Raw genomic sequence first — 19,202 nt, 5'->3', positions numbered from 1 at the left:
CCGTGTTTCAAAATGTTGATGCCTATGCCGGCGATCCGATTCTGTCGTTGATGGAAACCTTCAAACAGGATCCGCGTGACAACAAAGTGAATCTGAGCATCGGCCTCTATTACAACGAGCAGGGCATCATTCCTCAGTTGCAGGCCGTCGCCGCAGCGGAAGAACGCCTGCAGGCGGCACCGCATCAGGCTTCGCTCTACCTGCCAATGGAAGGTTTCGGTCCTTATCGTAACGCGATTGCCCCGCTGCTGTTTGGCAATGAGCACCCGATGCTGAAAGCCGGTCGCATTGCATCCATTCAGACGCTGGGTGGTTCAGGTGCGCTGAAAGTGGGTGCGGACTTCCTGAAGCGTTACTTCCCGAATTCAAATGTTTGGGTCAGCGATCCAACGTGGGAAAACCATATCGCTATCTTTAACGGCGCGGGTTTCGAGGTGAATACTTATCCCTGGTATGACGCAGAAACCAACGGCGTGAAATTTGATGCCTTTATCGCAGCGCTGAAAACCCTGCCGAAGCAAAGCATTGTGCTGCTGCATCCGTGCTGCCACAACCCGACCGGTGCCGACCTCACTGATGCACAGTGGGATCAAACCGTTGAGGTGCTGAAGGCGCAGGAACTGATTCCTTTCCTCGATATCGCTTATCAGGGCTTTGGCGCAGGCATGAACGAAGATGCCTATGCGATTCGCGCGGTTGCCGCAGCAGGTCTGCCGGCGCTGGTCAGCAACTCCTTCTCGAAAATCTTCTCACTGTATGGTGAACGCGTCGGCGGACTCTCTATTGTTTGTGATAGCGCAGAAGAAGCGGGCCGTGTGCTGGGGCAGCTGAAAGCGACCGTGCGTCGCAACTACTCCAGCCCGCCTAACTTTGGTGCGCAGGTGGTTTCCTGCGTACTGAATGATGAAGCGCTGCTGAAAAACTGGCTGGCGGAAGTTGAAGCGATGCGTGTGCGCATTATCGAAATGCGTCAGGCGTTAGTCGCGGTTCTGCGTGAGAAACTGCCGGGCCAAAACTTCGATTATCTGCTGAAGCAACGCGGTATGTTCAGCTACACCGGCCTCAGTGCACAGCAGGTTGATCGCCTGCGCGACGAATTCGGCGTGTACCTGATTGCCAGCGGTCGTATGTGTGTGGCGGGTCTGAACAGCCGCAACGTCCATCAGGTCGCAGAAGCCTTTGCTGCCGTGATGTAACGCCTGTCTCTGGCCGAATCTGAACCGCCATGCCTTCGGGCTGGCGGTTTTTTTCGCACATTTCCAGTCCGCTTTTTCCTTTACCTTTTGCCGACATGCTGCACACTTAAACGGTGTGTTTAATTCAGGATTCCAGTATGTGGCACCAGCAAACCTTAACGCTTAGCGCTAAACCCCGTGGTTTTCACCTGATCACTGACGAGGTCGTCGGGCAAATTCGTGCGCTATCAGATGTGCGTATCGGCCAGCTGCATTTGTTGCTACAACACACTTCAGCCTCGCTGACACTCAATGAAAATTGCGACCCCACGGTACGTAGCGATATGGAACAACATTTCCTGCGCCATGTGCCGGAAAATGCCCCGTATCAGCATGATTATGAAGGTGCAGATGATATGCCTGCGCACATTAAGTCATCGTTACTCGGCGTATCCTTGTTACTTCCGGTCAGCCGGGGACGGCTGGTATTGGGTACCTGGCAGGGGATTTATCTCGGTGAACATCGGGTACACGGCGGATCGAGGCGCATAGTCGCCACCTTACAAGGGGAGTCATCATGAACACTTCGGATTTACTGACGTATTGCATGAGCAAGCCGGGCGCGGAACAGAGCGTACACAGTGACTGGAAAGCCACGCAGATTAAAAGTGAGGGTATTTTGTTTGCCATGGTGCATGACGTTAAGGGGCGTCCAGCGGTATCGCTGAAAGCCACGCCTGCGCTGGCAGAGTTACTTCGCGAGGAGCATAGCGATGTGTTCCCAAGTGAGCATCTCAATAAAACCCACTGGAGTACCCTGTGGCTGGATGGTTCACTGAAGGATTCGCAGATTTACTATCTGGTGGATGCTTCCTGGCAACAGGCTGACGCCACGCGCGCGGCGGGCGTCAGCCATAACGAGGATTAAGCTGCAGCTTCCTCACGCAGGGTGTTGATATCAATTACAAAGCGGTACTTCACGTCGCTTTTCAGCATACGCTCGTAGGCTTCGTTGATTTGGTTCATGGCGATCAGTTCGATATCGGAAGTGATACCGTGCTTGCCACAGAAATCCAGCATTTCCTGGGTTTCCGCAATGCCACCAATCAGCGAGCCAGCGATGCTGCGACGCTTGAAGATCAGGTTAAACACCTGTGGTGCCGGGTGATCATGTTCCGGTGCACCCACCAGTGTCATATTGCCATCGCGTTTCAGCAGGGCAATAAACGGGTTGAGATCGTGCTGTGCTGCCACGGTGTTGAGGATGAAGTCAAAGCTGTTGAGGTGCTGTGCCATCTGATCGGCATCTTTCGAAATCACCACTTCGTCAGCGCCCAGACGTTTACCATCTTCGATTTTTGACGGTGAAGTGGTAAACAGCACCACATGCGCACCCATCGCATGTGCCAGTTTCACACCCATATGGCCCAGGCCACCCAGGCCGACAATCCCCACTTTTTTACCCGGACCGACGTTCCAGTGGCGCAGCGGCGAGTAAGTGGTGATGCCGGCACACAGCAGCGGTGCGACACCGGCCAGATCGAGGTTTTCCGGTACGCGCAGCACAAAGTTTTCATCCACGACCATGCTGGTGGAGTAGCCGCCGTAGGTGATGGCTTTGGTTTCGCGATCTTCACCGTTATAGGTGCCGACAAATCCATTTTCGCAATATTGCTCCAGTCCTTCCTGGCAGCTCGGACAGCTGCGGCAGGAGTCAACCAGACAACCTACACCTACCAAGTCACCCACTTTGTATTTGTGGGTGTGTGCGCCAACCGCAGTGACGCGACCAACGATTTCATGGCCCGGCACCACCGGGAAAATGGTGTTTTTCCATTCATTACGCGCGGTATGAAGGTCAGAGTGGCAGACGCCGCAGTACAACACTTCAAGCTGCACATCATGAGCGCGCAGTTCGCGCGGCTTATAGTCGAACGGGGCGAGTTTGGATTTCGCGTCCTGTGCGGCATAGGCATGCGTAATATTCATGGTGTCTCCAGTTACGATGTGTCGAGAGTTTTTTGCGGGATCCCGTCAACCGAAGCGGGCGGGATAAAGGCACGTTAAGCGTGCCAAAAAGGAACTGTGTAAGGATAGTCAGCCAGGTGGAAAGCGTATATGCCTGAAGTTGTCTGATTCTTGCCTGTTTCTGCATTTCGCTGCGGAATCCGGCAGAAAAAATCAGGCCCGCAATCGCGGGCCTGGGAAGGGAATTATTTAGTTAACATCGGTTTAAGGAAGCGTGCCGTGTGGGATTTTTCACACTGCGCCACGGTTTCCGGTGTCCCTGCTACCAGGATTTCACCGCCGCCGCTGCCACCTTCAGGGCCGAGATCGACAATCCAGTCCGCGGTTTTAATCACGTCAAGGTTGTGCTCAATCACCACGATGGTGTTGCCTTGGTCGCGCAGCTGATGCAGCACTTCCAGCAGTTGCTGGATATCGGCGAAGTGCAGACCGGTGGTCGGCTCATCGAGGATATAAAGCGTCTGGCCCGTACCGCGTTTCGACAGCTCGCGCGCCAGTTTAACGCGCTGCGCCTCACCACCGGACAGCGTAGTGGCAGACTGACCGAGGCGGATATAGGACAGACCCACATCCATCAGCGTTTGCAGCTTACGCGCCAGCGCAGGCACGGCATCAAAGAAGTCACGCGCTTCTTCAATGGTCATCTCCAGTACTTCGTGGATGCTTTTGCCTTTGTACTTAATTTCCAGCGTTTCGCGGTTATAGCGTTTGCCTTTGCACTGATCGCAGGGGACATAAATGTCCGGCAGGAAGTGCATTTCCACTTTGATCACGCCATCGCCCTGGCAGGCTTCACAGCGTCCGCCGCGTACGTTAAAGCTGAAACGGCCCGGGTTATAACCACGGGAACGCGCTTCCGGCACACCGGCAAACAACTCACGAACCGGGGTGAAGATGCCGGTATAGGTGGCCGGGTTAGAACGCGGAGTTCGGCCGATCGGGCTTTGATCGATATCGATCACTTTGTCGAAATGCTCAAGGCCGGCGATCTCGCGATACGGAGCCGGTTCGCCGCTGGTGGCACCATTTAACTGACGCTGAGCAATCGGGAACAAGGTATCGTTGATAAGCGTAGATTTACCGGAACCGGAGACGCCGGTGATACAGGTAAACAAGCCAACCGGCACCGTCAGCGTCACATCTTTCAGGTTATTGCCGCGTGCGCCAGTCAGCTTCAGCACTTTGGCCGGATCACCTTTGACGCGCTCCTTCGGTATGGCGATTTCACGTTTGCCGCTCAGGTACTGGCCGGTGAGGGAGTCTTCATGCGCCATGATGGCATTGACATCACCTTCCGCCACCACCTGGCCGCCGTGCACTCCGGCACCTGGGCCGATATCAATAATATGGTCGGCGGCACGGATCGCATCTTCATCGTGTTCGACCACAATCACCGTATTGCCGAGATCGCGCAGGTGAATCAGGGTGCTCAGCAGACGTTCGTTATCACGCTGATGCAGACCAATGGAGGGTTCATCCAGTACATACATCACGCCAACCAGCCCTGCACCGATCTGGCTTGCCAGGCGGATACGCTGTGCTTCACCACCGGAAAGTGTCTCGGCGGAACGCGACATGGAAAGATAATTCAAGCCCACGTTGACCAGGAAGCTCAGGCGATCGCCAATTTCTTTCAGCACTTTTTCCGCGATTTTGGCGCGCTGGCCGCTCAGTTTGAGTTCGCGGAAGAAATCCATCGCGTGACCGATGCTCATATCCGAGATGGTCGGCAGATTGGTATTTTCCACGAAGACGTGACGTGCTTCGCGGCGCAGGCGGGTACCTTCGCAGCTGGCACAGGCACGGTTGCTGATAAATTTCGCCAGTTCCTCGCGGACTGCGTTGGATTCCGTTTCTTTATAACGGCGTTCCATATTGTGCAGCACGCCTTCAAACGGATGGCGACGTACTGAGGTATCACCACGGTCGTTGATATATTTGAACTCGATGCTTTCCTTGCCGGAACCGTACAAAATCACCTGCTGTGCTTTGTCGCTCAGGCTGTTAAACGGGGCTTCGACATCGAAATCGAGATGCTCTGCGAGCGAGCGCAGCATCTGGAAATAGTAGAAATTACGGCGATCCCAGCCGCGAATCGCGCCGCCAGCCAATGAGAGTTCCGGGTTTTGTACCACGCGGTCAGGATCGAAATATTGTTGTACGCCGAGACCGTCGCAGGTCGGGCAGGCTCCCGCCGGGTTGTTAAACGAGAACAGACGCGGCTCCAGCTCGCGCATACTGTAGCCACAGATCGGGCAGGCAAAGTTGGCGGAGAACAGCAGTTCTTCGACGCTGCTGTCGTCCATATCCGCGACAATCGCCGTGCCACCGCTCAGCTCCAGCGCGGTTTCGAAGGATTCGGCCAGACGGGTGGCAAGATCGTCACGCACGCGGAAGCGGTCAATCACCACTTCGATAGTGTGCTTCTTCTGTAGTTCCAGCTTCGGCGGGTCGGAGAGATCGCAAACCTCGCCATCGATACGGGCGCGGATGTAACCCTGGGTCGCCAGGTTTTCCAGCGTTTTGGTGTGTTCGCCTTTGCGATCTTTCACCACCGGAGCCAGCAGCATCAGGCGGCGGCCCTCTTCCTGTGACAGTACCTGATCCACCATCTGGCTGACAGTCTGTGCCGCCAGCGTGACATCATGATCCGGGCAACGTGGTTCACCGACGCGGGCAAACAGCAGACGCAGGTAATCATGGATTTCCGTGATGGTACCAACCGTCGAACGCGGGTTATGGGAAGTGGATTTTTGCTCAATGGAGATGGCGGGCGAGAGACCTTCAATATGGTCAACGTCCGGTTTCTCCATTAAAGAAAGAAACTGGCGCGCATAGGCAGAGAGCGACTCCACATAGCGACGCTGACCTTCCGCGTACAGCGTATCAAACGCCAGAGAGGATTTACCGGATCCTGACAGGCCGGTAACCACAATGAGTTTGTCGCGAGGGATGATCAGGTTGATGTTTTTCAAATTATGGGTGCGGGCACCACGAACTTCGATCTTATCCATTCACCTTTCCCGGATTAGAAGCACTCGCCGCGCCTTGCCGACGGCGGCCAGAAGAAACGCGTATTATGGCACAAAAAATAGACTGAATAAATATCCAGTATTTTGTGTTTTTTTTGTCTATTATGGAAGCGCGCTCGAAAGTGGGAACAGCCGCCATGACGTGTTAGAATTGATCGTTTAGAATTGACGCATTAACTCATCGGGAGACAGCAACATGGCCAGTCGTGGCGTTAACAAAGTGATTCTTGTCGGGAATCTGGGTCAGGATCCGGAAGTGCGTTATATGCCGAATGGTGGTGCAGTTGCCAACATTACACTGGCTACGTCAGAAAGCTGGCGCGATAAGCAAACCGGTGAAAACAAAGAGATTACTGAATGGCACCGCGTTGTGCTGTTTGGCAAGCTGGCGGAAGTAGCCGGTGAATATCTGCGTAAAGGTTCGCAGGTCTATATCGAAGGTCAGCTGCGCACCCGTAAATGGCAGGACCAGGGTGGTCAGGATCGTTACACCACTGAAATCGTGGTCAACGTTGGCGGCACCATGCAGATGTTGGGTGGACGTCAGCAGGGCGCTAATACCGGTGGTGCGCCGATGGGCGGCCAGGGCGGCGGCAACAATAACGGCTGGGGCCAGCCGCAGCAACCGCAGCAGAGCAGCGGTAACCAGTTCAGCGGCGGCGCACAGCAGCGTCCGCAGCAGCAGAGCGCACCGGCAAACAATGAACCGCCGATGGATTTTGATGACGACATTCCGTTCTGATTCGATTTGCAGGCGTTATAAAACCCCGCTGGTCGGGGTTTTTTATCGCCCAAATCCCGCATACGAAAAAGGCCGCCTTGCGGCGACCTGTCCCGGTACTTCCCTGTACGACCATCCGTTATTTATACAGTTCTGCGGTCATATGAACACGATTATTGGTGTTCGCTTCGGTGATTTTGTACTGAGCACCCTGTTGCGCTGCCTGAGCGGCGATTTTGGCTTCTGCACCGTCCAGAGTTGAAGCGGAAGCGGTGATGCTCTGTGCGAAGCTGCCGAAAGAAACCAGTGACAGGGCCGCAACTGCAACGAAAGTTTTGATAGATTTCATGGTCATTTCCTCAGAGATAATTTTTAGTTGGTGGGGCGTTGTGCCCCGATGTGAGAAAGAATAGACCTGTAGCCCGGTAAGTAAAAGCTGAGGGTTTTGCTGAGAACATTCAAAAAAATTGATTAAATTCCATGTGCATCGCGACACGACAACGGAGTGCGATATATCACGAGATAGTCTTTCATTTAACCTTTTGCCACATGCCCTCTGAAGTGGCACAAAAAGCCGTTCATGCGCCATGCCGCTCCGCCATCCTGTCTGACCAATTATCCCGGCTGAATAAGGAGCGTGAGTGAACCTCAACCGCCGTACATTTTTATTAGCCCTCAGTGCGCTGGGCGTGGTGCGCAATGTTCAGGCGTTCACTGCGGAAGATCCTTTGCCACTGGATGTCGCGTTAGTTTCACCGTGGATGGCGAATCAGGTGGCACTGACGCGTAATAACCTGTTGTTTCTTGGCTTGCCGCGCTATGCCAAAGATAAGCCGACGCCGTCACTGGCGCGACGTGAATCCGATGGCACCCTGCGACCCTTTCCGGGCAATAGCTGGAATGAATGGCAACCCGGCAAGGATGGACGCAATGCGTTTGTTTACCTGAATTCCGTGCATATTTTTGCCGATGATACGGTGTGGTGTGTCGATCAGGGTTCACTCAGCGCGGGGGTATTCTCGCCAGAAGATGCGATACCGCAACCAGGGGCGCAGAAACTGGTACAGCTGGATGCCCACAGTGGCGCAATCCTGCAAATCCTGCGTTTTGACGATGAGATCCTGCCGCCAGGCGCGCAAATGAATGATTTGCGATTCCACGGCAACGCGCTGTATATCAGCGATTCCGGCCTGGGCGGCATCATCGTGCATGACATGGTCAGTGGCAAAACGCAGCGCCGCCTGTCAGGTATGCGCGTGGTGAAAGCGTCAGATAAAGCCCCGCCCGCGATGTTAGCCGGGGTCAAAGGGGGTAAAACCTTCCATCCGCCCAATAGCGATATGATCGAAATTACCGCCGATGGCCAATGGCTGTATTGGGCTGCACCGACCGGCCCGCTATATCGAGTCGAGACCCGCTGGCTGCAACAAACTGAGCTGAGTGATGAGCAACTCATCAGTCATGTTGAGCAGGTATACGACAATAATTTCTCCGGAGGTTGTTGCATGGACTCGGCGGGAAATGTCTATTTTTCCGAAACCGTGACCCACAATATTCGGGTCCTGGCTCCCTCCGGTGAGACACGGGTACTGACCAGTGATAAGCGGCTACTGCGGCCGGACGGTACCTTCATCAGTCATGACCGGCAGTTCTACATCCCGGTAAAACAACCGCTGGCAGCGCAACCCGGCGCAGCTGCGTGCTTCGCCATTTATAAGCTGTCACTGCCAGATGAGTTTCAGGGGATCAGCCTCGGCGGCGCGGTTACGGGTTAACGGCTTCCACCTGCCAGCTGGCAAGCAGTTCGGCTGTCGGGCGAACCTGTACGGGATTGCCCGGCAGAATCAGATCTGCCCAGACTTCGTTATGCTGGTTGATGAGCTGTTCGGCAGAAACAAAGGTACGATCGGCAGTGGTGTGCGCGTCGGCTGCAACGGTGATGCGATAGCCGAGGCTGGCACCCACTTTGAGCGTGGTATCGACACAATAATCGGTCGCACAGCCACAGATCACAAAAGAAGTAATGCCATGCTGTTCCAGCTTTGCCGCCAGGTCGGTCTGCCAGAAGCCGTCACAGGCGGTTTTATTGACGTAGAGAGCGTTAGCCGGTTGGTGAAGCTCCGGTACGATGCCCCAGCTTGCGCTATTGGCTTCCAGCCCGGGGCCGACGTGCTGAATGAAAATCACCTGGTCGGCGGCGGCGATTAGCTGATTAATACGTGCGCAGCGTCCGGCACGATCAAAACGCGGTGTCGCCAGCACACCGTCCTGCATGTCCACCACCATCACTACATTGTTGCCCATCATTGCCTCCTTTATATGCCTGCGTGCCAGTGTGGCGCTGAAACTCATCACAGGCAAAGCAAATCTGTTTTGCATTTCACCCGGCAGGCGGGGCATGCTGGTTATCTGATTAACGATGGAGGTGTGCTGTGTCTGTGGTCCCTGCAATTTTCCCCTGTGAGCGCGATCGGGCGCAGTTCCAGCAATTTGCTGAACTACCGGGCATTGAGCTGTATCAGGCGCACATCTCCCGCTATGCCTTTGAACCGCATACCCACGAAGCCTTTGGCATCGGTACTATTGAGTCTGGAGCGCAGCGCTTCCGTTATCGCGGTACCCACTACACCGCGCCGCAGCATTCTCTGGTGATGATGAATCCTGATGAGTTGCATACCGGCGAGTCAGCCTGTGAGGAGGGCTGGCGCTACCGGATGATCTACATTCAGCCGGATGAGATGGAGAGACTCACCGGTGACCGTAGCTGGTGGTTTAGCGACGCGTTGCGCACCGATGTACGCCTGGCGCAGCCCTTTTCTTTGCGGCTGGCGGCCTTATGCCAGGCTGGAACGGCTCTGGAGCGTGAAGGTTTGCTGATCGAGTTGCTGGAGTTGTTGCGTCCGCTGGCACGGCGCGGGCAATCCCGCCAGGCCGAGGGGGGACACCGTTTCGATCAGGTGAAAACCTATCTGCGGGATAACCTTGCTGAGCCGGTCAGGCTGGATGAACTGGCGGCGTTGGCGGGGCTATCACCGTGGCATTTTCTGCGCAGTTTCCGCCAGCAGTTTCATGTGACGCCACATCAGATGCTGATGGCATTTCGTCTTTATGACGCCAAATTGCGTCTGGCTCAGGGGGAGAGTGCGGCGGCGGTGGCTGCTGCCGTTGGCTTAACCGATCAGGCCCACCTGACGCGAGCCTTCGCCCATCGTTATGGTATTACCCCTGGCCGCTACCAGAAACAGGTCTTTCCCGCGCGCTAACAGCAATCTGCTACAAGCCTTTGCTGCGCTGTTCCGTCACACTGTGGCGGAATTGTGATAAAGGAAGAGATTATGTTAGCTGGAATATTGTTCGCGCTGGCGGCGGGATTGATGTGGGGGCTGATCTTTGTCGGCCCGCTGCTGGTGCCGGATTACCCCGGAACGTTGCAGTCCGCAGGGCGCTATGTTGCGTTTGGACTGATTGCGTTACCCCTCGCCTGGCTGGATCGGCGGCGTCTGCGTCAGCTGGCGCGCAAAGACTGGGTGGAAGCGCTGAAACTGTCGCTGGTGGGTAATCTGATGTATTACGCCTTTCTTGCCAGTGCCATTCAGCGTACCGGCGCACCGGTCTCCACCATGATTATTGGCACCTTACCGGTGGTAATGTCGGTAACCGCTAACCTCTGCTATGGGCATCTGGAAGGGCGCTTGCCATGGCGGCGTTTAACGCCCGCCTTGCTGATTATTTCTTTGGGGCTGGTATGCGTCAACGCCGCCGAGTTACAGGCGCAGGGGGCGGCGCTGGACTGGCCACGTTATCTTACCGGCCTGTTGCTGGCAGTGCTGGCGGTGGGCTGCTGGACCTGGTATCCGTTACGTAATGCTCGCTGGTTGCGCAGCCATCCTCAGCACAAACCCGGCAGCTGGGCGACAGCGCAGGGGCTGGTCACGTTACCTCTGGCGCTGGTGTTTTATCTGCTGGTGTGTGGGCAGATCCACTGGCAACAGCCGGGATTCGGGCTGCCGTTTGGCCCGCAACCCGAGGTGTTCCTGCTCCTGATGCTGGCGATTGGCCTGTTCTGTTCATGGCTTGGGACACTGTGCTGGAACGCGGCCAGTCAGCGTCTGCCTACGGTCATCATGGGGCCATTGATTGTGTTTGAAACCTTGTCCGGGCTGTTCTGGACTTTCCTGTGGCGACAAAGCTGGCCACCCGTGTTAACTGCGGTAGGGATCTGCTGTCTGATCATGGGGGTTATCGCGGCAATGCGTATCAAACCGCAGCCTGTGGTGACATCGTTGGAAATTTAAGCGCATGAGGATGCCGGCTCCGATGCTGGCATCCTGAAATACCAGCGTTTTTAAGAATAAGACCAGCCCGAAATCCTCTCTGTTTGCCAATTCTGCGCTAAAAAAACCGCGTCTTATAACAATCTCCCGCCTCTGTGTGACCATTTCTACATTTAAATGGCATATCCGTACACTGATATCAGGTTGAAATTTGTCCTGATGTTGGCTGTATTTACCCGGTAAAAGGGTTGGTGAGCGTACCCGCGCGTGCGAACCAGGGATAAAACCCGCTGTCATCAGGGGCTTTTTAGCGCCTTTTGGCACTGATATTGCGCTGCCGGAACCATCATTTCCTTAAGGCGTTGCAGATTCGTTGAGATTCTTGCGCCATCGCTGCGCGGGAAACTGTTTAAGTTTAACGATGAATAGTGAGGTGATATTAATGCTACAGGCAAAGGGGATCACTTTATTGTTTAGTATTGATAACGTTTCTCTTCAGGATAATTCCTGGCATTGAAAGCACGAATAGTTCTTTGGCAGTGGAAGGGGGTGATCGCCAGATTCTGACGTAGATCCAGTTTAAAAAAGAGTATGGTGAGAAGGATTTCACAGGGGTTGTTCATCAATGCTAAACAGAATAGTCTGCATTCAGTGCAGAGCATTAATGTTGATTAAGTAATAATGAAAGCCCCAATCTCACCGTAATGAGATTGGGTCGGGCGTAAATAGCTTGAATAGCGAGATTTTTGCTGATGTGAATCAATTTTACCGCAAAAAAAGAAGCAATTCCCTGATGAAACTCATCAGGAAAGCATGGTGCGAATTGTTATGTTACGAACACTGAATTAAATGACCTTCATCTCTTCTGGTAAGAACAAATCCCAGCATTAAATCAAATTACAACGGTCGCGATAGTGTTAGCGATTATCTGTACCTGAGGGATAGTGATAAACGCTACGGCTAATATCCAGCAAACGGCAGCTGCGACGGGTTCCAATGTCGAAGGTGGTTTGCAGAAAGTTAACCGCCTGGCGCTTTTCATTGGTGGTGAAGAAGTTTTTCAGTACGCTTTGCAGCATCTCCTTATCAGAACTGAGTGCCTGTAGTTCGCGGGTGAGTATCTGGAGCTTGTCCTCCAGTTCTTTGATTTTTCTACCTTCTTCGGAAGAGAGTCCGGAGAACTTTTTCTTCCAGCTATAGAAAGTGGCCTCGGAAATGCCAAGCTCCTCACAAATCTCCCTGACTTTCACTCCCGTTTCAGAAGCTTTAATGGCATTTGTGATTTGCTCTTCGCTATATCGTGACTTTCTCATAAATGCTATTACCTTTCTTATCAATTAGTGGATGAGAATTACTGTATTAATATCTGGTACTGCAAAAACACTATTAATTCAGTATTAAAGTGCGCGATTAGAATTGCGAGGATTAAATTAAGTTATTTGTAATAAATATCATCATGGGATAAGTCTTATTTTATTCTGATTGCTGTTGAACACCTTCCTGGTATTGGGTTTTTGATATAGATTTATTTCATCCCAACTGCGGAAAAATTCTACATTCATTGGAAAATCAGCATGACCTGCTTGCAAAAGTGACAGGATGTGCCAGTAAGCTTTTAGTCGAAATTGAGACTGAAATCGTTTACATCCGCAGGGTTTCGCGCCGGATTTAATCGGAATTTTCCTGAATTCATTCTCTGAATCCTGATGCGAGTCTCATTTTTCGGACCAGCATGGTCTGAAGTTATTAATTTAAGTCAGGCCCACTAAGACTTGTTTAATTCTTTTCAAGGACGTTGTACCGCTTGCAGTAGCAGTAAGTAATACTAAGGACGAGTTGATGAAATTAAGCGTAATGTCAAATGCCGCCTGGATGATGTCTGAGAAGATCGTCTCTGTTTTTGGCGTCATATTTGTTACCTCCTACGTGGCAAAATCCTTTGGCCCAACGGTGTTTGGTCAAATGGCGTTTTCGACCTCACTTTTCTCTATGGTGCAGACCGTAGCGATGTTTGGCACCGAAACGATACTGTTCAAAACCATCAGTAAGAGTGCGCCAAAAGGCGTACGTCTGATGAACGTGGCACGTACGTTGCGGTTAGCGTTATTGGTGCTGACCTCGCTGCCGGTATTGATTTGGGTCTGGTACAACATGCAGGAAAACTTCCTTGCGTTTGCGCTGGCCTCGTTCATCGCCTCGGTATTTGTCACCCAGGACACCTTCAGCGTGTATAACAATGCGCGTCTGGCTTCACGTCTCAATACCATTGCGAACTCTGTCGGTCTGCTCCTCGGCTTCGCGCTAAGTTTCGGCATTGCCTGGTTCCGGCTGAGCCCGTTATGGCTGACCCTGTCGATCGTGGCCGTGACGCTGGTTCCCTATGCTATCAAGCGCTACAACTTTTACCGCGAGAACCAGGAGCAATCACCGTCGCGCGTGAAACGTGGCCCTTATCTGCGTTATCTGCTGTATGCCGGCCTGCCATTGGCGATCTCCAGCATCTTTATTTCGGTACAGGTGAAAACCGCGCAGATGTTTCTGGTCGGTATCGCTTCAGCACGCGATCTGGGGTTGTTCGCTGCGGCCAATACCATTTCGGCCTCGTGGACCTTTATTCCACTGGCCATCATCACTTCCAGCTTTTCGGAAATATTCAGAGAGCGCGGCGAAGCGGCAATTAAGCTCACGGCGCGTCTGAATGGGTATGTGTTGGGTGTCTCACTGATTCTGTTATTTGTCATCGCCTTATATGGTGAAAAAATAATCATTGCTTTATATGGTCACGATTACACGCAGTCAGGAAGTCTCATTACGTTGCTGTCGATAGCCTCCAGTTTTTCGGCGATGGGGACCGTCGCGTACCGCTATATCGTTAAAGAAGGTGGATTTAATTATCTGCTCAGGAAAATTCTCTGCCTGGTCGCCATCGGCCTTCCGCTGTCGTGGTGGCTGATTCAGGGGTACGGCATTATGGGCGCTGCCTGGAGCGTTTTCCTGACGGAACTTCTGTCCCTCACCGTAATGAATTACTTCTTCAGAAACGGCGTCATTTACAAGATTCAGGTTTCCTCACTCAACTACAAAACCTACAAATGAGGTCAGATATGCTTAAGTTGAAAGATGAACTGAGAAAAAGTGTGCGGTATTTCATCAGGAAAATGCCCTGGGCTTATCAGGATCGGATTTTTTACTTTCGTAAATTCCGGCGCTTACCCAATCTGCGCGAACCGAAAGTATTTAACGAGAAGATCCTGTACCGTAAGTTTGTTTATGGCGATTACCAGAATTATGGGCGCCTGTCGGATAAATATTCGGTACGTGACTACGTCGCCGAGAAGGTCGGCAGTGAATATTTGATTCCATTGCTATATGAAACCAGCGATCCGCATTCACTGCATACGCTGCCGAGCTGGAAGAACACGGTGATCAAGCCGAATCACGGCTCCAATATGGTGGAAATCCTGTTGGAAGAACCGGATGCGCTGAAAAAGCAGCAGATCATCAGCAACTGCCAGCGCTGGCTGAAAAAAGACTATGCCGATGAGGCGCGTGAGATTCATTACCGTTACATCAAGCCGCGCATTCTGGTGGAGAAATACATTGGTGATGGCAAAACCGCGCCGGTTGATTACAAGTTCCATATGTTTAATAAACGCGATGGCAACTTCGAGTTTGTGTTGCAGGTGATTTATAATCGATGCAATCCACTGATATCAATGAATTTTTATGTGAATAACTTGAATGAGGCCTATCATAAAATTCGTGATACCGGATTGGATATCTCATCGCAGTTGGCAGCACTGCAACATGCCTTAGCGTTGAGTAAGAAACTGGCGAGTGACTTCGATTATGTTCGTGTTGACTGGTATATCCACGAACATCAGGTTTATTTTGGCGAGCTGACTTTTACGCCTGGCGCTGGGATGGTTACCGGACTGGATCGTGGGCTTAATCAGATGATGGGTGATATGTGGATTCAGGACCGTCTCGGTGCGAAGACGCCGGGCGGTACGGTGGGGGATGTCAAGATCCCGGCCGTGTTGAAGAAAATTTGAAATCACACAGCAAAATAAAAAACCCCGCGATGCGGGGTTTTTTATTGGCGGAAATCAGGGCATTGGCCAATCGGCAGGGGTCTGGCTCATCACCTCGACGAAGGCGTTTTTGGTGATTTCCATAAAGTTATGCAGATTTTCCATGCTCAGGGTGATTCCCAGCAGGCCGGTGACAAACCAGCAGGACATGCCCAGGCCGATTCCGCCGCACATCAGCGCCATCACATGGTGGCTGTTCTGACGAAAACGAATTTTCAGGGTGCTGGCGAAAAACATCATTATTGCGCTCAGCAATTCCCAGCGCATAACGATAAGACTGGTGGTTAAAGTAGCCATCTGCAACGAACCTCTATGAATCAGTAACATCCCTGACATTCATCGGACATCACTGGCGGCAAAGAAGGAAGGTCAGGGAGGCCCTTCAGGCCGTCGTATTACGCATTATTTTGTGACTTGGGTCACATTATATCATTCGATTTGAAATTTTGAACAAAATTTATACCTGGTATGGTAGAAAAAATTTTATCGAAGTCAGATGCGGCATTTATGCGGATTGTGCAAATAATTGCACGGGTGGGTAGCGGCGCGATTTATCGCGCGCCTGGCAGGCAGGGTGCGCCCGCAGGGGGGCGCGCAGACAGGATTAGCGGATCGGGCAACACTCGCCGGTGGTTCGCTGGGTAAAGCTGGCCAGGTTTTCGTTGCAATCAAAGCTCACCAGGCGTGGACGCTGGATCATCGCCTGACGACGCATGGTGTGGCGATAGGCAGTCGGTGTTTGCGAGAACTGACGACGAAACACGCGGGAAAAAGTCTGTTGCGAGTCATAGCCGTACTGCATCGCGATATCAAATACCGGGCGTTGCGTCTGGCGCAGCGCTTCTGCTGCCAGCGTTAAACGCCGCTCGCGGATATAGCCGCCCAATGTTTGTTTCGTCACGGTACGGAACATACGTTGCAGGTGCCATTTTGAATAACCTGATTTGGCCGCTACTTCATCAATTGACAGGGTTTTATCCAGATTCTGATCGATCCAGTGCGTCAGTGAATGAATGATTTCCTCTTGCATCATAACCACATCCTTCTGAGTAGAGATTCGAAGTTTCAATGGGGAGCGAGTATAATTCCTCAAGTTAACTTGAGGTAAAGAGCCAAATGAAAAAAGAACGCAACTACCCGAAGCCGGTGCTGACGCCGGGCGAAGTAGCGAAACGCAGCGGCGTGGCCGTCTCGGCGCTGCACTTTTATGAGACCAAAGGATTGATCTCCAGTACGCGCAATAACGGCAATCAGCGGCGTTACAGCCGCGATGTGCTGCGTCGCGTGGCGATCATTAAAATTGCGCAACGTATCGGCATTCCTCTCGCCACGGTAAGCGATAGCCTGATGCATGTACCCGCCAACAAACGTATGTCGACCCAGGAATGGGATGCGCTGACCCAGCACTGGCGCGAGGAGCTGGATAAACGCATCGAAACACTTACGCGGCTGCGTAACGATCTCGACGGGTGTATTGGTTGCGGCTGTCTGTCGATGCGCGATTGTCCGCTGCGTAACCCCGGTGACCGTTTGGCAGAGCAGGGGTCGGGTGCTGTGTTACTCGATCCGCAACAGGACGAGCAGAAACGCTGAGACGCCATCATCTATACTTGCCGGGTCAATCCATTGGTCAGGAAGCCATGATGATCACCGTTCACCATCTTGAAAATTCCCGTTCACATCGGGTGCTGTGGCTGCTGGAAGAGTTATCGGTGCCTTATCAAATCAAACGCTACCAACGTGAAGGCACCTTGCTGGCACCGGAGTCGCTGAAAAAAGTCCATCCGCTGGGCAAATCCCCGGTGATCACCGATGGCAATCGGGTGGTGGCGGAGTCCGGGGCCATCCTCGAATATCTGGCAGAAAAATATGACGCCGAGTATCGGCTGAAACCTGCCGATGAGGATGCGCAGATTCAGGCCCGCTACTGGCTGCATTACGCCGAGGGGTCGCTGATGCCGTTGCTGGTGATGAAACTGGTGTTCGGCCAGTTGGGCAAAAAGCCGGTGCCCTGGCTGCTGCGTCCGGCGGGCAGGGTACTCAGCGCGGGTATCCAGAAAGCCTGGCTGAACAAGCAGCTGGCGCTGCATGGCGGCGTGATTGAGCAACATCTCAGCCAGCATCCTTACTTTGCCGGTCATCGTTTCACCATCGCCGATATCCAGATGAGTTTCCCGTTGCTGGCAATGCGCGCGCGTACCGGTCTGCGCGATATGCCCGCCAGTCTGCGCTGGCTGGAAGGGATGGAACAGCGGGCAGCCTGGCAGCGGGCGCTGGAGCAGGGCGGCCCGATAAATTTCAGCGGTTAAATCCGTTATGCCAGATTATCAGTTGAAAACCGCCGGTCATTCACCGGATAATCGTTTGCCTTTTTTCTGAGTTTCCCCTTTTACGACCAGAAATACGCGGCTACGTAAACGTTTGCTTTGTTTCTTCACCGGAGAGACGTGCACCAGGACGGCAGGCAAACGGTAGCCGTGCGGCCACTCACAACACAAAAAATGCAGAGGATTAATTATGTCTGGCGATTCTCGCCCGGCCAGTGGAAAACTGGACGCCTGGTTTACTATTTCAGCACGCGGTAGCAGCGTGCGTCAGGAAGTGCTGGCAGGGTTAACCACCTTCCTGGCAATGGTTTATTCCGTCATTGTGGTGCCGGGGATGCTCGGTAAAGCAGGTTTTTCTCCGACGGCGGTCTTCGTCGCGACCTGCCTGGTGGCAAGCTTCGGTTCCATCCTGATGGGGTTGTGGGCCAACCTGCCCATGGCTATCGGTTGTGCTATCTCGCTGACCGCCTTCACCGCCTTCAGCCTGGTGCTGGGGCAGCATATCAGTGTGCCGGTTGCCCTTGGGGCAGTGTTCCTGATGGGGCTGCTGTTTACCGTGATCTCTGCCACCGGCATTCGTGCGTGGATTCTGCGTAACCTGCCGATGGGTGTCGCGCATGGCACGGGCATCGGTATCGGCCTGTTTCTGCTGCTGATCGCTGCCGATAGCATTGGCCTGGTGGTGAAAAATCCGGCGGCGGGCTTACCGGTAGAGCTGGGGCACTTCGCCTCCTTCCCGGTGATCATGGCGCTGGTCGGGCTGGCAGCCATCTTCGGTCTGGAAAAACGCCGTGTACCGGGCGGCATCCTGCTGACCATTGTTGGGATCTCGATTGTCGGATTGATTTTCGACCCGGCGGTGAAGTACCAGGGGCTGTTTGCCATGCCGAGCCTGAAAGATGCCAGCGGCCAGTCGCTGGTGTTTAGCCTCGACATCATGGGCGCGCTGAAACCGGCAGTGTTGCCAACGGTGCTGGCGCTGGTAATGACCGCCGTGTTTGATGCCACTGGCACCATTCGTGCGGTGGCCGGGCAGGCCAATTTGCTGGATAAAGACGGGCAGATCATTAACGGCGGTCGTGCTCTGACCACCGACTCGGTCAGCAGCTTGTTTGCCGGCCTGGTGGGCGCATCTCCGGCAGCGGTGTACATCGAATCGGCGGCAGGTACGGCGGCGGGTGGCAAAACCGGTCTGACGGCGATTGTGGTTGGCCTGCTGTTCCTGGTGATTCTGTTTATGTCGCCGCTGGCGTATCTGGTCCCTGCTTACGCCACCGCGCCTGCGCTGATGTACGTGGGTTTGCTGATGCTGAGCAACGTGGCGAAGATCGATTTCAACGATTTTGTTGATGCCATGTCCGGCCTGCTGACGGCGGTGTTTATCGTGCTGACCTGCAACATCGTTACCGGCATCATGCTTGGCTTTGCTGCGCTGGTGATTGGTCGCCTGTTTGCCGGTGAGTGGCGTAAGCTGAATTTCGGCACCGTGGTGATTGCTGTGGCGCTGGTGGCTTTCTACGCCGGTGGCTGGGCCATCTGATCTGAAAATCT

19 protein-coding genes are annotated in these 19,202 nt (G+C 53.4%); 12 read left to right on the top strand and 7 right to left on the bottom strand.

Annotated elements, in window-relative coordinates:
* The first annotated feature begins 2 nt into the window (after positions 1–2).
* The 3 genes from PW844_RS26520 to PW844_RS26510 all read left to right on the top strand — a co-directional run bounded on the left by PW844_RS26520 (position 3) and on the right by PW844_RS26510 (position 2,103).
* Positions 3–1,196, top strand: coding sequence for an amino acid aminotransferase (locus tag PW844_RS26520; RefSeq protein WP_299458237.1), 1,194 nt, complete (start codon positions 3–5; stop codon positions 1,194–1,196).
* A gap of 137 nt (positions 1,197–1,333) precedes the next feature.
* Complete coding sequence (locus PW844_RS26515; protein WP_084871840.1) at positions 1,334–1,756, top strand: secondary thiamine-phosphate synthase enzyme YjbQ; 423 nt, start codon at positions 1,334–1,336, stop codon at positions 1,754–1,756.
* A complete protein-coding gene (locus PW844_RS26510; RefSeq protein WP_299458235.1) occupies positions 1,753–2,103 on the top strand; it encodes an MmcQ/YjbR family DNA-binding protein in 351 nt (116 codons plus the stop codon). The genes PW844_RS26515 and PW844_RS26510 overlap by 4 nt, the downstream gene beginning before the upstream one ends.
* Here the strand turns inward: PW844_RS26510 and PW844_RS26505 are convergent.
* Both PW844_RS26505 and uvrA read right to left on the bottom strand, forming a co-directional pair.
* Positions 2,100–3,164: an NAD(P)-dependent alcohol dehydrogenase gene (locus PW844_RS26505; protein WP_299458232.1), complete on the bottom strand. Its 1,065-nt coding sequence runs from the start codon at positions 3,162–3,164 to the stop codon at positions 2,100–2,102. The genes PW844_RS26510 and PW844_RS26505 overlap by 4 nt on opposite strands.
* 224 nt (positions 3,165–3,388) lie before the next feature.
* Positions 3,389–6,217 (bottom strand): excinuclease ABC subunit UvrA, encoded by a 2,829-nt coding sequence (gene uvrA / locus PW844_RS26500; RefSeq protein ID WP_299458230.1) that lies wholly within the window; start codon positions 6,215–6,217, stop codon positions 3,389–3,391.
* Between the two features lie 214 nt (positions 6,218–6,431).
* Between uvrA and ssb1 the strand changes: the two genes are divergently transcribed.
* Positions 6,432–6,977: a single-stranded DNA-binding protein SSB1 gene (ssb1, locus tag PW844_RS26495; RefSeq protein ID WP_299458228.1), complete on the top strand. Its 546-nt coding sequence runs from the start codon at positions 6,432–6,434 to the stop codon at positions 6,975–6,977.
* 118 nt (positions 6,978–7,095) lie between these two features.
* On the opposite strand, the gene PW844_RS26490 is transcribed toward ssb1, so the two are convergent.
* On the bottom strand, positions 7,096–7,305 hold the full coding sequence (locus tag PW844_RS26490; protein ID WP_013512484.1) for a YdgH/BhsA/McbA-like domain containing protein: 210 nt from the start codon (positions 7,303–7,305) through the stop codon (positions 7,096–7,098).
* Between the two features lie 292 nt (positions 7,306–7,597).
* Between PW844_RS26490 and PW844_RS26485 the strand changes: the two genes are divergently transcribed.
* Positions 7,598–8,731: an L-dopachrome tautomerase-related protein gene (locus PW844_RS26485; protein ID WP_299458220.1), complete on the top strand. Its 1,134-nt coding sequence runs from the start codon at positions 7,598–7,600 to the stop codon at positions 8,729–8,731.
* On the opposite strand, the gene PW844_RS26480 is transcribed toward PW844_RS26485, so the two are convergent.
* Complete coding sequence (locus tag PW844_RS26480) at positions 8,721–9,260, bottom strand: isochorismatase family protein (RefSeq protein WP_299458339.1); 540 nt, start codon at positions 9,258–9,260, stop codon at positions 8,721–8,723. The two genes, PW844_RS26485 and PW844_RS26480, sit on opposite strands and share 11 nt — an antisense overlap.
* A gap of 128 nt (positions 9,261–9,388) precedes the next feature.
* Here PW844_RS26480 and PW844_RS26475 point away from each other — a divergent pair, with 128 nt between their 5' ends.
* On the top strand, positions 9,389–10,219 hold the full coding sequence (locus PW844_RS26475) for an AraC family transcriptional regulator (RefSeq protein ID WP_299458219.1): 831 nt from the start codon (positions 9,389–9,391) through the stop codon (positions 10,217–10,219).
* A 72-nt stretch (positions 10,220–10,291) separates the two neighbouring features.
* Positions 10,292–11,251, top strand: a complete 960-nt coding sequence (locus PW844_RS26470) for a DMT family transporter (protein WP_299458218.1) — start codon at positions 10,292–10,294, stop codon at positions 11,249–11,251.
* Between the two features lie 896 nt (positions 11,252–12,147).
* Here PW844_RS26470 and PW844_RS26465 read toward each other — a convergent pair.
* Positions 12,148–12,543, bottom strand: a complete 396-nt coding sequence (locus PW844_RS26465; RefSeq protein ID WP_084871852.1) for a transposase — start codon at positions 12,541–12,543, stop codon at positions 12,148–12,150.
* A 526-nt stretch (positions 12,544–13,069) separates the two neighbouring features.
* Between PW844_RS26465 and PW844_RS26460 the strand changes: the two genes are divergently transcribed.
* Together PW844_RS26460 and PW844_RS26455 are read left to right on the top strand one after the other, a co-directional pair.
* Positions 13,070–14,326: an oligosaccharide flippase family protein gene (locus tag PW844_RS26460; protein WP_299458213.1), complete on the top strand. Its 1,257-nt coding sequence runs from the start codon at positions 13,070–13,072 to the stop codon at positions 14,324–14,326.
* Positions 14,327–14,334: 8 nt separating this feature from the next.
* The gene (locus PW844_RS26455; RefSeq protein WP_299458211.1) at positions 14,335–15,285 is read left to right on the top strand and encodes an ATP-grasp fold amidoligase family protein; all 951 of its coding nucleotides are present in this window, start codon (positions 14,335–14,337) and stop codon (positions 15,283–15,285) included.
* Between the two features lie 54 nt (positions 15,286–15,339).
* Here PW844_RS26455 and PW844_RS26450 read toward each other — a convergent pair whose 3' ends face one another.
* Both PW844_RS26450 and soxS read right to left on the bottom strand, forming a co-directional pair.
* A complete protein-coding gene (locus tag PW844_RS26450; protein WP_084871855.1) occupies positions 15,340–15,621 on the bottom strand; it encodes a YjcB family protein in 282 nt (93 codons plus the stop codon).
* Between the two features lie 307 nt (positions 15,622–15,928).
* On the bottom strand, positions 15,929–16,357 hold the full coding sequence (gene soxS / locus PW844_RS26445) for a superoxide response transcriptional regulator SoxS (RefSeq protein ID WP_084871856.1): 429 nt from the start codon (positions 16,355–16,357) through the stop codon (positions 15,929–15,931).
* Between the two features lie 83 nt (positions 16,358–16,440).
* On the opposite strand from soxS, the gene soxR reads away from it, so the two are divergent.
* The 3 genes from soxR (at position 16,441) to PW844_RS26430 (ending at position 19,191) form a co-directional block, all read left to right on the top strand.
* Positions 16,441–16,917 (top strand): redox-sensitive transcriptional activator SoxR, encoded by a 477-nt coding sequence (gene soxR, locus PW844_RS26440; RefSeq protein ID WP_084871857.1) that lies wholly within the window; start codon positions 16,441–16,443, stop codon positions 16,915–16,917.
* 50 nt (positions 16,918–16,967) lie between these two features.
* The gene (locus PW844_RS26435; protein ID WP_299458337.1) at positions 16,968–17,633 is read left to right on the top strand and encodes a glutathione S-transferase; all 666 of its coding nucleotides are present in this window, start codon (positions 16,968–16,970) and stop codon (positions 17,631–17,633) included.
* Positions 17,634–17,841: 208 nt separating this feature from the next.
* Entirely contained in the window at positions 17,842–19,191 is a 1,350-nt protein-coding gene (locus PW844_RS26430; RefSeq protein ID WP_299458203.1) for an NCS2 family permease, read from the top strand.
* Positions 19,192–19,202: the final 11 nt, after the last annotated feature.

Source organism: Pantoea sp. (assembly GCF_028283705.1).
In the GTDB taxonomy this organism is placed as follows: domain Bacteria; phylum Pseudomonadota; class Gammaproteobacteria; order Enterobacterales; family Enterobacteriaceae; genus Pantoea.
This window is presented reverse-complemented; position numbering and strand designations above follow the sequence as displayed.